10 protein-coding genes are annotated in these 12,323 nt (G+C 73.3%); 6 read left to right on the top strand and 4 right to left on the bottom strand.

The annotated features are described in order from the left end of the window. Nucleotides 1-58: 58 nt before the first annotated feature. The 4 genes from ACFZB3_RS39895 to ACFZB3_RS39880 all read left to right on the top strand — a co-directional run bounded on the left by ACFZB3_RS39895 (nt 59) and on the right by ACFZB3_RS39880 (nt 5,655). The gene (locus tag ACFZB3_RS39895) at nt 59-1,006 is read left to right on the top strand and encodes an NAD(P)H-binding protein (protein ID WP_391385728.1); all 948 of its coding nucleotides are present in this window, start codon (nt 59-61) and stop codon (nt 1,004-1,006) included. Next, nucleotides 1,003-1,758 (top strand): SDR family oxidoreductase, encoded by a 756-nt coding sequence (locus ACFZB3_RS39890; RefSeq protein ID WP_391385725.1) that lies wholly within the window; start codon nt 1,003-1,005, stop codon nt 1,756-1,758. The genes ACFZB3_RS39895 and ACFZB3_RS39890 overlap by 4 nt, the downstream gene beginning before the upstream one ends. A gap of 59 nt (nt 1,759-1,817) precedes the next feature. Next, nucleotides 1,818-2,696: an ABC transporter substrate-binding protein gene (locus ACFZB3_RS39885; RefSeq protein ID WP_391385723.1), complete on the top strand. Its 879-nt coding sequence runs from the start codon at nt 1,818-1,820 to the stop codon at nt 2,694-2,696. 208 nt (nt 2,697-2,904) lie between these two features. Next, nucleotides 2,905-5,655 carry a multifunctional oxoglutarate decarboxylase/oxoglutarate dehydrogenase thiamine pyrophosphate-binding subunit/dihydrolipoyllysine-residue succinyltransferase subunit gene (locus ACFZB3_RS39880; protein WP_391385721.1) on the top strand — a complete coding sequence of 917 codons (2,751 nt, stop codon included), beginning with the start codon at nt 2,905-2,907 and terminating at the stop codon, nt 5,653-5,655. 250 nt (nt 5,656-5,905) lie between these two features. Here ACFZB3_RS39880 and ACFZB3_RS39875 read toward each other — a convergent pair whose 3' ends face one another. Beyond that, nucleotides 5,906-7,051 carry a TDT family transporter gene (locus tag ACFZB3_RS39875; protein WP_391385718.1) on the bottom strand — a complete coding sequence of 382 codons (1,146 nt, stop codon included), beginning with the start codon at nt 7,049-7,051 and terminating at the stop codon, nt 5,906-5,908. Between the two features lie 440 nt (nt 7,052-7,491). On the opposite strand from ACFZB3_RS39875, the gene ACFZB3_RS39870 reads away from it, so the two are divergent. Then, a complete protein-coding gene (locus ACFZB3_RS39870) occupies nt 7,492-8,496 on the top strand; it encodes a DJ-1/PfpI family protein (protein ID WP_391385715.1) in 1,005 nt (334 codons plus the stop codon). A 200-nt stretch (nt 8,497-8,696) separates the two neighbouring features. After that, the gene (locus tag ACFZB3_RS39865; RefSeq protein ID WP_391385711.1) at nt 8,697-9,152 is read left to right on the top strand and encodes a DUF6884 domain-containing protein; all 456 of its coding nucleotides are present in this window, start codon (nt 8,697-8,699) and stop codon (nt 9,150-9,152) included. 6 nt (nt 9,153-9,158) lie between these two features. On the opposite strand, the gene ACFZB3_RS39860 is transcribed toward ACFZB3_RS39865, so the two are convergent. From ACFZB3_RS39860 to ACFZB3_RS39850, 3 genes are all read right to left on the bottom strand, one after another. After that, nucleotides 9,159-10,337 (bottom strand): acyl-CoA dehydrogenase family protein, encoded by a 1,179-nt coding sequence (locus tag ACFZB3_RS39860; protein ID WP_391385708.1) that lies wholly within the window; start codon nt 10,335-10,337, stop codon nt 9,159-9,161. A gap of 94 nt (nt 10,338-10,431) precedes the next feature. Then, nucleotides 10,432-10,956, bottom strand: coding sequence for a cupin domain-containing protein (locus ACFZB3_RS39855; protein ID WP_391385705.1), 525 nt, complete (start codon nt 10,954-10,956; stop codon nt 10,432-10,434). A 114-nt stretch (nt 10,957-11,070) separates the two neighbouring features. Continuing rightward, the gene (locus ACFZB3_RS39850) at nt 11,071-12,303 is read right to left on the bottom strand and encodes an MFS transporter (protein WP_391385702.1); all 1,233 of its coding nucleotides are present in this window, start codon (nt 12,301-12,303) and stop codon (nt 11,071-11,073) included. Between the last annotated feature and the right edge of the window lie 20 nt (nt 12,304-12,323).

Genomic DNA, 12,323 nt, shown 5'->3' with positions numbered 1-12,323 from the left:
GAGCGGAAACAGGAACGCCGGGATCAGCAGCGGCCCGGCCCGGACCGGAGGGAAGCACATGTCCGACAGGAATCACGCCACGGTGGCGGTCACCGGGGTGACCGGTGCGCTCGGCAGCCGGATCGCGGCCCGGCTCGCCGCCCACGGCGTCCCGCAACTCCTCGTCGGGCGCAGTCCCGACCGCATGCCCGAACTGCCGGGCGCCCGGCGACGCGGCCCGGCCGCCTACGCCGACGCCGCGGGCATGCGCGGGGCGCTCGCGGGCGCGTCGGCCCTCGTCCTGGTCTCCGGGCACCGCACGGGGCGCCGGCTGGAGGAACACGCCACCGCGGTCGAGGCCGCGATCGCGGTCGGCGTGGGCCGGGTCCTGTACGTGTCGCTGGTCGGCGCGGCGCCCGCCGCCACCTACCTCAACGCCCGCGACCAGTGGCTGACCGAGCAGTTCCTGGCAGGCGCCGGGATCCGCCACACGGTGCTGCGGGCAGGCTTCTACGCGTCGACGCCCGCGGCCCTCGCCGACGAGGAACTCGTCGTGCGCGGCCCCGCGACGACCGGCCGGGCCGCCTTCGTCACCCACGAGGACATCGCGGACGTGATCACGGCCGTCGCCCTTCAGGACGGTCCGCGCTCGGAGTACGACGGCGCGACCCTCGAGATCACCGGGCCCGAGTCCCTGACCCTCGGCGAAGCGGTCACCCGGATCGCCGCGGCCACCGGCCGGCCCTACCGCTACGAACCCGAGACCCTGGAGGAGGCCTTCGCACGGCGCTGGCGGCAGGGCATGAGCGGGGAGCAGATCGAGACGTGGATCTCCTGGTACCAGGCGATCGAGCGGGACGAGGTCTCCGTGGTCACCGACGTGGTTCCCCGGCTCACCGGCTCACCCGCGACCCCGGTCTCGAACGCGGCCTGGTGGCCCGCGCCGAACACCGCGCGGGGTACCGGCGAACGACCCCGGGCGGTCGTGCCGACGGTCCGCGACGACGATCAGGAGGTGATCCCATGACCGGGACGACCGGCAGGGTGGCGTTGGTGACGGGGGCGAGCAGCGGAATCGGCGCGGCCACGGCGCGGGTTCTGGCCGCGCGGGGGATGCGCGTGGCGGTCAACTACCTTCGCAACGGCAAGGCGGCCGAGGAGGTCGTGGCCGGCATCGGGGCCGCGGGCGGGCAGGCCATGGCCGTGCAGGCCGACGTGCGCGAGGAGGCGGCCGTCGAGCGGATGGTCGGACAGGTCCGGGCGGCCTGGGACGGCATCGACGTGCTCGTGCACAACGCGCTCATCCCGTACGCGGTCAAGTCGTTCCAGGACATGACCTGGGAGGAACTGGGCGGCAAGCTCGACGCCGAGATGCACGCGGCGTTCGCGGTCACCAAGGCCGTGCTGCCGGTCATGACCGGGCGGGGCGGGGGACGTCTCGTCTACATCGGCACCGGGCTCAGCCGCCGGCCCCGGGCGGGCATGATCGCGCTGGGCGTCTCCAAGGCCGCCCTCGAACAGTTCGCCCGGTATCTGGCCCAGGAACTCGGCCCGCAGGGCATCACGGTCAACGTCGTCTCGCCCGGCCCGGTGGAGTCCCGCACGGCCGACGCCGTCCTCGACGACACGACGAGGCAGCGGCAGCTGGCCGCCACCCCCATGGGCCGCCTGGCCCACCCGGCCGACGTCGCCCAGGCGGTCGCCTTCTACGCCGCCGAGGAGAACTCCTTCATGACCGGCACCACGGCCGCGGTCAACGGCGGCATGGCCATGTACTGAGGCCCCCGCCGGCCTCCGCACCCGCGGCCGCACCTTTGAGCGATCAAGGACGAACGTTCATGCACACGATCGACCTGGCCTACGTCGGACGAGGCCTGCACGAGGAGCTGGCGGCCTACATCGCCGACCAGCAGGACTACTACGCCGACGAGGGCGTCCACGTCGCGCTGCGCGACGGCTGCACCTGGGACGACGAGCGGCTGCGCCGCTGCGCCACCATCGGGCTGGGCCGGGCACTGCTGTCACGACTGACCGACGGCACCCCGTGGGTCGCGCTCAGCGTCAACACCCAGCGCCCGCTGTTCTGGTTCCTGGCCCGCCCCGGCCTGACCTCACTGTCCGACCTCGCGGGCCGACGGCTGGCAGTCCACGCCCCGCACACCGCGCCCGGCGCGTTCGCCCGGATCGTGCTGCGCAGGGCCGGCCTCGACCCGGACCGCGACGTGCGGACCGTCGTCCGCTCCCCCGGCGACTACGGCATGGACCTGCGCCACCTCGGCGACGGCAGCATCGACGCCGCCTACGTCGGCAGCACCATGGCACCGGAGGCGGTGGCCGCCGAGCACGGCTGGAACGTGCTGGCCTGGGTCGGCGACCACTTCCGGATCCCCACCGTGGGCGTGGCGGTCGACCCGACCTTCATCCCACCGGACGCCCCCGCGGTCCAGGCCGTCGTACGAGCCCACCGGCGCGCCCTCCAGGTGATCCACGACGACCCCGACACCACGGTGCGGCACATGCGGACGTTCCTCGGCGGACAGACCGCGCAAGAGGCCCGAGCCCACTACGACACGTTCATCGCGCCGTACTTCACCACGGACGGTCACACCGACCTCACCGTCGGCGACGAGGCGATCGCCGCGGTCGCCGCCGAACTCGGCGTCCCCGCCGGCGTCGCCGCAGCCGACTTCTACCGCACCGGGACGACCGCGCCGTAGGCGCCGGGATCACTGAGATCGCCGGGATCATGCGACCCGACGTCCCAGCATGATGTCCGAACATGAGGCAGTTGTGTCATATAGGCCTGTCTGTCATGACCTTCACAGCGTCCTAGCGTTGCCGGTGCGATGTGGCCGAAGGGATCGCTGCAGAACTGATCCGGTCGGCCGGCTCAACTCCGGATGAGGAAAGAAGGCGTTCGTCGCTGTGGAGTCGCAGTCACGCACCGGTCGGCCGGTGCCCCAGGTCCTGGAATTCGGGCTCAACGCATGGGTCGTGGACGAGCAGTGGCGGCAGTACCTGCACGATCCCGCCTCGGTGGACCAGACGTGGCGGGACTTCTTCGCCGCCCCGGCCTCCCTGCCGGCCCAGCAGGTACGCACCGCCACGGGGGCCGGACGTGACGGCAGGGACGACGCGGCCGTCAGGGCGGTGCGCGTCGCGGCGCTCGTCCACGCGTACCGGGTACGCGGCCACCTGGTGGCCGACACGGACCCGCTCACGCAGCGGTCGGCCGCCGGGTGTCCGGAGCTCGACCTCACGGCATTCGGGCTCGACGACGAGGCCGGAGCGGAGGAGTTCGCCGTCGACGGATTCGCCGGCCACGCCACGATGCGTCTCAAGGACGTGCTTGCCGCCCTGCGGGAGTTCTACTGCCGCACCGTCGGCTTCGAGTACATGCACATCCAGGACTCCCGCGAACGCCGCTGGATCCAGCAGAGGGCCGAGGGCCCGCAGCGCCGGCCGGACCGGGCCGGACAGCTGCAGATCCTCTACCGGCTGGGGGCGGCGGAGGCCTTCGAGACGTTCCTGCAGACCAAGTACGTGGGCCACAAGCGCTATTCGCTCGAAGGCGGCGAGTCGGCGATCGTGCTGCTCGACGCCCTGCTGCGCCGCGCGATCAAGGACGGTGTGCGGGAAGCCGTCATCGGCATGGCGCACCGCGGCCGGCTGAACGTGCTGGCCAACATCGTCGGCAAGTCCTACGCGCAGCTCTTCCACGAGTTCGAGGACGCGGTGGACATCCGGTCCGTGCAGGGATCGGGGGACGTGAAGTACCACCTGGGTGCGGCGGGCACCTACCGCGCCCTCGACGGCGGCACGATCCCCGTCTCGGTCGTGGCGAACCCCTCGCACCTGGAGATCGTGGGGCCGGTGGCCCAGGGGGTGGTGCGCGCCAAACAGGACAGGGCCGCGGACCATGACGGCTCCTTCCCCGTACTGCCGGTCCTCGTCCACGGCGACGCGGCCTTCGCCGGCCAGGGCGTGGTCGCCGAGACCCTGAACATGTCGCAGCTGCCGGGCTACCGCACGGGCGGGACGGTCCACGTGGTCGTCAACAACCAGCTCGGCTTCACCACGCTGCCCGCCAGCGGCCGTTCGGGCACGTACGCCACCGATGTGGCGCGGATGGTCGAGGCCCCGGTCTTCCACGTCAACGGCGACGACCCGGAGGCCGTCGACCGTGTCGCACGGCTGGCCTTCGACTACCGCCGGGAGTTCCACAAGGACGTCGTGATCGATCTGATCTGCTACCGGCGCCACGGGCACAGCGAGGTCGACGACCCGTCCATCACCCAGCCCCTGATGTACGACCGCATCGACGCCAGGGCCTCGGTGCGCACGCTGTACGCCGACGCCCTGGTACGCCGCGGGGACATCGGCGAACGGCAGGTGGACGGCGCCCGCCGCAACTACCAGGATCATCTCGAACGGGCCTTCGCCGAGACCCGGGCGCTGCCCGCTCCCGCACCGGCCGAGGACCGTCCCCGAACCGGAGCCGGAGCCGGACAGGCGCCCGCCCGGCGCACGCCGACCGCGATCGACGAGGCGACGGCACGGCAGGTCATCGCGTCGCAGACCGGCCTGCCCCGGGGCTTCACCGTGCACCCGCGGGTCCTGCCGCAGCTCCGGCGGCGGGCGGAGACGCTCGACGCCGACCGGGTCGACTGGGCCACCGCGGAGACACTCGCGATCGGCTCACTGCTGCTGCAGGGGGTCCCGGTGCGGCTGGCCGGGCAGGACTCGCGGCGCGGCACCTTCGGCCAGCGCCACGCCGTGCTGACCGACCGGCGCACCGGCGCGGAGCACACTCCGCTGGGCTCCCTCGGCCCGCACGCCGCGGGCTTCGCACCGTACGACTCGATGCTGTCCGAACTGGCGGCGCTGGCCTTCGAGTACGGCTACGCGCAGGCCCGTCCCGACGCCCTGGTGCTGTGGGAGGCCCAGTTCGGCGACTTCGCCAACGGCGCGCAGACGGTCGTCGACGAGTACATCGCCTCGTCCGAGCAGAAGTGGGGCCAGCGCTCCGCGGTGACGCTGCTGCTGCCCCACGGTCTGGAGGGCCAGGGCCCGGACCACTCCTCCGCCCGGGTCGAGCGCTTCCTGCAGTTGTGCGCACAGGACAACATGACCGTGGCCGCGCCCTCGCTGCCGGGCAACTACTTCCATCTGCTCAGGCAGCAGGCGCTGGACGGCCGCAGGCCGCTGGTGGTCCTCACCCCGAAGTCGATGCTGCGGTCGAAGGCGGCCGTCTCCGCCCTGGCCGAGTTCACCGGGGGCGGCTTCCGCCCGGTGCTGCCGGACGACACGACGGACCCGGCCCGGGTCACGCGCGTGCTGCTGTGCTCGGGCAAGGTCTGCTACGACCTCGACTCCCACCGGCACGCCGCGGGCTCGGCCGACACGGCGATCGTCCGCGTGGAGCGTCTCTACCCGTTCCCCGACGAGGAGCTCACGGCGGAACTCGCCCGCTTCCCTGCGGCCGCGGACGTGCGGTGGGTACAGGAGGAGCCGGAGAACCAGGGTGCGTGGTCGTTCGTCGCGCCGCGTCTGCACCGGCTGGCCCGACGCGCCGTGGACTACGTGGGCAGGCCCGAGGCGCCCGCCCCCGCGGCCGGCTCGGCCCGCCGGCACGCCGTGGAGCAGAAGACTCTCGTGACATCGGCGTTCCGGTGACAGGGGCTCGCACGGCGGCCCGGGTGCCCCCGGGACACCCACTGGCCGTGCCGGCGGTGGTGTGCCGGGCCGTCGGAGTGGTGCCGGGGTCGTCGCCGAGTTCCGGGCCGGCCTCACGGCCCCGCCCGGATCCGCGGGTGCGGGACGGACCGCCCGGCCGCCGGGCACGGCCTCGGCGGCGCCCGGCACGCTGCCGTAGGCACGGGTTCGCCCCGCACCCGTGTCATGCGGGGGCGGTACGCCGGCCCTGTCACCGGCGGGCGGACCGGCGCTGCCGGACAGCGTGGCGCAGGGAGTACCGGGCGACCACCGCCCAGGCGGCGACGAGCACGGCGTACAGGGCGACGGCGGCGCAGACGAACAGCTGCGAACCGGTACGGGCGGCGAGAGCGCTGGTGCCGGTGACGCAGGCGCCGAGGGGGAAGATGATGGACCACCAGGTGGGCGCGAAGGGCAGTCCTCTGCGGATCTCCCGCACGGTCAGCGCCGTGGCCAGCACCAGCCACAGCAGGGCGAAGCCCCAGATCCCGAGGCCGCCCAGCAGTGCCACCACCGCGCTCCCGCGCGCGTACGGGTCGGGCAGTGCGCTCGGCGCGGCGGTGGCCAGCGACGACAGTGCCGTCACCGCCTGGTCCAGCGCTCCCACCCCGATCCACACCGTGGGCACCACCGCACCGCCGGGCGCTTCGTGATGCACCAGGCGGCTGTAGACCATGGCCAGCACCAGCAGGACCGCGACCAGTCCGAGCCCGAGCATCGCGTAGCAGCTCAGCAGCAGGGCCAGCCGTACCTGGCCGGCCCGCGCCCGCGGGACGAGCAGCGCGCCCGTCGCGGCGGAGACCATCGGCGGCACCACCGGCAGCAGCCAGCCGCCGAACGCCGCGTCCGGGGTGAACCGGTGCCGCGTGACCATCAGATACGGAACCGTGCAGGCGGTGGCAAGGCCCAGCACCGTACCGGCCGACCACAGCACCCAGTCCGCATCGACCGCCGCACGCTCCCCGACCAGCCGCCGGCCGAGCAGCAGCGTCCCGGCCCCGACGACGAGCAGCGCCATCGGCGGCGCCCCGAAGAACTGGGCCAGTGCCGGATCTCCGGCATGCGCCCGCAGCCTGCGCTGCCGGGCGTAGGTGCCGGCGAGCACGATCAGCAGCAGCGCGGTCCCCGCCCAGACCACCGTGGCGGCCGCGCCGAGCCCGGGCAGGCCGCGCGGCAGGGTGGCGGCCGCGACGGCGACGATCCCGCTGCCCATGACGGCCGCGAACCAGCCGGGACCGAGCCCGCCCCGCTCCCTGTCGTCGGCCTCCTGCGGCTGGTCACGGACCTGCGCGGACGGTCCCGGGGCCGGGCCGATCCGGGACGGGACTGCTCGACGGGGACTGCGGGGCGGTGTCACGGTTCGGAACGCCTTCTCTTCTCGTGTCGGATGGGTCACCGTCCTCGATCAGCGACGGTGACCGGCCGGACCGCGGCCGGCAGCCCTCGGGCCGTCACGGAGGCCGGCGGCCCCTTGGCGGCCCCGACGCTACGGACGAACTCCGCTCCGGCCACAGCCCGGCACGCGCCGTGACGCCCTCACACCAGGACATCGGGCGCCGGGCGGACGTCCCGATGTCCTCATCCGAGCGTGTTGTGGCCGCAGGTAGGGGCATGACGCGACCGCAGGCGACCGCTGATGGCGGGTGAGGCGCCGGCACCCGGCACCTCGGCACACGACGGAGGGCGGCATCGTCCCGCGCGGACGCCGGCGAGGCCCGGTACGGGCGCGGGCGGCGCGACGCCGGGCGGATGATGGTGTCCACCGCCGTGGGTCCCAGTCCGACCGGGAGGCACACGATGAAGGACAGGCCGTCAGGCAGGAAGCCGCTCCTGGTGACCGTGCTGGTCTTCCCGGGCGTACGGCTGCTCGACGTCACCGGCCCGATCGAGGTGTTCACGACGGCCAACGACTTCGGCGGCCGTTACCGCGTGCGCACGGTCTCCCCGGACGGCGCCGACGTGGTCACCGCCGCCGGGACCGGACTGCGCGTCGACCTGGCTGCCGCGCAGGTGCACGAGGCCGGCGACGTGGTCGTCGTCCCCGGCGGCCCCGAGTGGCCCTCCCTCGTCAAGGACGACGCCCTGCTGGACGCGATACGGGCGCTCGACGCACTCGGCTGCCGCACCGCGTCCGTCTGTACCGGGGCCTTCCTCCTCGCCGCGGCCGGACTGCTCGACGGACGCCGGGCGACCACGCACTGGCGTTTCGCCGACCAGCTGGCCCTGCGCTATCCGCGGGTGACCGTGGAGGCGGACGCCCTGTTCGTGCGCGACGGCCACATCATGACCTCGGCCGGCGTCAGCTCGGGCATCGACCTCGCGCTCGCCCTCGTCGAGGAGCACCTCGGCGCCGATGTCGCCCGTGCCGTGGCCAAGGACATGGTCGTGTTCATGCAGCGGCCGGGAGGTCAGTCCCAGTTCAGTGTCCGCACCCACACACCGCGCGCGAGACAGGAGATGCTGCGCCGGGTCCTGGACACGGTCGCCGAGGACCCGTCCGCCCCGCACACCCTTGCCGCCATGGCCCGCCGGGCGGGGGTGAGCACCCGCCACATGTCACGCCTGTTCCACGAGGAGATGAGCACGACCCCCGCCCGCTATGTCGAGCAGGTCCGCATGGAAGCCGCCCAGGCGATGCTGGAGGACGGCGACGACCCCATGGCCACGGTGGCCCGGCGCACCGGCTTCGGGTCGCCCGAGTCGCTGCGCCGCGCCTTCACACGCAACCTGGGCATCACCCCGGGGGCCTACCGGGCCCGCTTCCGCACCACACACACCGCGGGCGACGGCGCACGCTCCTGACGCCCTGCGCCGTGGGCGCCGGGCACACATGTCCGTATCCGAGCGCCTCACGGCTGCTTCCACGGCCATGGAGCGATGCGAGGAGAGCGCTGGGACCGTGGGGGCGCCGGTTCCGGCGCCCCGGAATCCCCACAGGAGGCAGTGGTTTGACGGAGAACCGGGGCGTACGAGGGCCCGGACGACACAGGCAGGCGACGGACATGACCGCGGACGACCGTCTCGACCACTTCGGACCGCAACTCGTCGTCATCCCGTGCGGCAGCCGCAAGCTCGGCTCGCCCGCGCGGTCGGCGGACATGTACGTGGGCTCCTACCACCGGGCATGCCGCAAGGCGGCCGACGCTCTCCGGCCCGGCCTGCTGCTCATTCTCTCCGCGCGTCACGGGCTACTCGACCTCGACGACGTCATCGAGCCGTACGACACACCGCATGGCGCTGCCGGCGCGGTGACCGGCCAGGTCCTGCTGGAACAGGCGACGGTGCGCGGCATCGTGCGCCTCGACCCCGTGGTGGCCCTGGGCGGTGCTCGGCATGTCGGCCTCGTGCGCTCCGTCTGGCCGCACGTCCGCACGCCGCTGGCCGGCGCACGCGGCATGGGCGAGCAGATGGCCAGGCTGGCGGCATTGCGCGAGGGACGGGGGCTGCCGCCGGCATGACGGAGGTCAGCGCCGTACCCGTGGCATCCCCAGTCCGATCCACGAGATGATCTCCCGCTGGATCTCGTTGTTGCCGCCGCCGAAGGTGAAGATGACCGCCGAGCGGTAGCCGCGTTCCAGGTCGCCGTGGAGCACCGCGCCCGCCGAGCCCTCCTTCAGCGGACCGGCCGCGCCGGCCACCTCCATCAGCCAGGCGTAGGCGTCGCGGCGGGCCTCGGAGCCGTAGACCTTGACGGCGGAGGCGTCCTGCGGGGTGAGGGTGCCTTCCTGGACGGCGCTCACCATCTGCCAGTTGAGGAGCTTCATGGCGTCGAGGCGGGTGTGGGTGCGGGCGAGGTTGCGGCGCACCCAGGGCAGGTCGACGACCCGGCGGCCGTCGGCGAGCTTGGTCTCCATGGCCCAGCGCTGCACGTCGTGCAGGGCGCGGATGGCCATGGTGCCGTGGGCGGCGAGGGTGACGCGCTCGTGGTTGAGCTGGTTGGTGATCAGCCGCCAGCCGCGGTTCTCCTCGCCGACCCGGCGGGAGACGGGGACGCGGATGTCCTCGTAGTAGCTGGCCGTGGTGTCGTGCGAGGCGAGCGTGTTGATGACGGTGCAGGAGTAGCCGGGGTCGGTGGTCGGCACCAGGAGCATGGTGATGCCCTTGTGCGGCGGGGCCTCGGGGTCGGTGCGGGTGGCGAGCCAGACCCAGTCGGCGGTGTCGCCGTTCGTGGTCCAGATCTTCTGGCCGTTGACGACGTACTCGTCGCCGTCGCGGACGGCCCTGGTCTTCAGGGCGGCGAGGTCGGTGCCGGCGTCGGGCTCGCTGTAGCCGATGGCGAAGTCGATCTCGCCGGAGAGGATGCGGGGCAGGAAGTACGACTTCTGCTCGTCGGTGCCGTACTGCATGATCGTCGGGCCGACGGTGTTCAGCGCCATCAGCGGGAGCGGTACGCCGGCCTGGGCGGCCTCGTCGAAGAAGATGAACTGTTCCATCGCGGTCAGGCCGCGGCCGCCGTACTCCTTGGGCCAGCCCACGCCGAGCCAGCCGTCGGTGCCCAGGCGGCGGACGGTCTCCCGGTAGAAGCGTTTCTGCGCGGCCGGGTCCGCGTAGCGGGCGTAGGCGTTCTCCGGCACCAGGCCGGCGAAGTAGGCGCGCAGTTCGGTGCGCAGCCGCTGCTGCTCGGGCGTGTGGTCGAGGTGCACGGCGCCTCCAGGCTCCCCAAGGGCGGTCCTGACGGCGCACACCGTAGAACGTGTTCCAGAAATTGGGAATGGCGGCGGACCCTCGCGACCGGGATCAGGACCGGCCGGGCGCCAGCGGGCTGCCGTGCAGGGAGCCGAGCACCTCGGGGCCCAGGACCTTCAGCAGCGGCTCGGTGAACGCGCCGTCCACCAGGACGAACGCCATCCGGGCCGCCGTGTCCGTGCGGTTCTCCCAGCGGTGGTCGGTGCCGCGCTGGATCACCACGTCCCCGGCGCGCAGCACCCGCTCGGAGTCGTCGAGGACGAGGACGACCTCACCGGCCAGGACGATGCCGTAGTCCACGGTCTGGGTCCGGTGCGTCGGGGAGACGCAGCCCGGCGGGAACTCGTTGACGCGGATCTTGGTGCCGCCCGGGGCCGGCGGCACGGTCAGGTCGCGTTCCGTGGGCTCGGGCTCGTCCGCCGCCACGGGTGCCGGTACGGAGTCGGTGTTCCACATCTCGTAGAAGGCGGCCCCGTCGGGCGCGGTGCGGATGACGGGCGGTTCGCCGTCGGAGAGGAACACGGAGGTGCCCGTCTCGTCGTGACCGGTGACGATCCGGCGGGGCGGCTGGCTCATGGCGGTGCTCCTCTGGTGGCACACGGGTGGCTTGCGGGCCGGGGCGGTACCCGGGTCACGCTAGGCAGCCGGGCGGCGCGGCGGAAACGCGTATCGGCGATGCCTGCCATCGGGTCAGCGGGTCGCGCCGGCCCGGCCCGGCTCCGCACGGATCTCCTTCGGTGCCAGGGCGAGGACGGTGACCGCGACCGCCAGCAACACCGCGGCGAACTGGGCCGGCCGGATTCCGATGGTGGCCGCGAGCGGGCCCGCGAGCAGCGTCCCGAACGGGGTGGCGACCACCGTGCCGAGCATGTCGTACGAGCCGACCCGGGCGAGCCGGTCCGCCGGGATGGTACGGGCCATGGCCACGTTCCACTGGACCATCATCAGTTCCACCAGCACTCCGGTCCCGAACGAGAACGCGCAGATCAGCCAGAGCGGCAGGAGCAGCGCCAGGGCGAGCGTGGGGGCGGCGACCGCGGCTCCGCACAGGGTGACGAACAGCATGGGCCGCCGGGTGGTGAAGCGGGTCGCGGCGCAGGCTCCGGCGACCAGTCCGAGCGCCTCGGCGACCAGGATCTCGCCCCAGGCGGTCGAACCGCCGAGGCTGTCCCGGGCGACCACGGGACCGAGCACGCCGTACCCCCACGCGCAGGCCATGAACACGAGCGAGTACTGCAGGACGATGACCCACAGCCAGGTGTGCGAGCGGAACTCCCGCCAGCCCTCCCGTAGTTCGCCGAACAGGTCGGGTGCGGCCCGGCGGGCTGCCGGGGCGGTCCGGATCAGGAGGTTGGGGACGCAAGCGGCGAGCATCGCGGCCGCGTCCGCGGCCAGCGCCCAGCCGGGTCCGAAGGAGGCCACGGCCGCCCCGGCGAACGCGCCGCCGCCGACGGTCGCCGCGTTCGTCACCAGCCGGCTGAGCGCGTTGGCCCGCTGGAGTTCCGTGTCCGGCACCAGCCGGGGCAGGAGCGCCGTCGAGGCCGGGAGGAACATCGCCAGGGCCGCGCCGGTGCCAGCCTCCAGCAGCATGATCTGCCCGATGGGCGGGTGCCCGGTCAGCAGCAGGAACGCGAGGGTGCCCTCGCAGCACGCGGTGAGCAGACAGGCCGCGGCGATGACGTACTGGGCGCCGAACCGGTCCGCGAGCACCCCGCTGACCGGCATGAGCAGCAGCGCGGGGGCGATCTGGGCCGCCAGCACGTGCGAGAGGTCGGCGACGGAGCCGGTGAGGCCGAGCACGGCGAAGGAGACGGCGACCGTCGAGACGGCCGTCGCGGCGGGGGCGAGCAGCCGGTCGAGCAGCAGCAGCCGGAAGCCGTGCAGGTGCAACACGCCCCGCGGGGCGATCAGTTGGACGGACATGGCGGTATGGCTCCCCCGCT

The sequence above is a fragment of the Streptomyces sp. NPDC008092 genome (assembly GCF_042957285.1).
GTDB lineage: Bacteria > Actinomycetota > Actinomycetes > Streptomycetales > Streptomycetaceae > Streptomyces.
The sequence above is the reverse complement of the archived record's forward strand: the minus strand, read 5'-3'. Positions and strand labels throughout refer to the sequence as shown.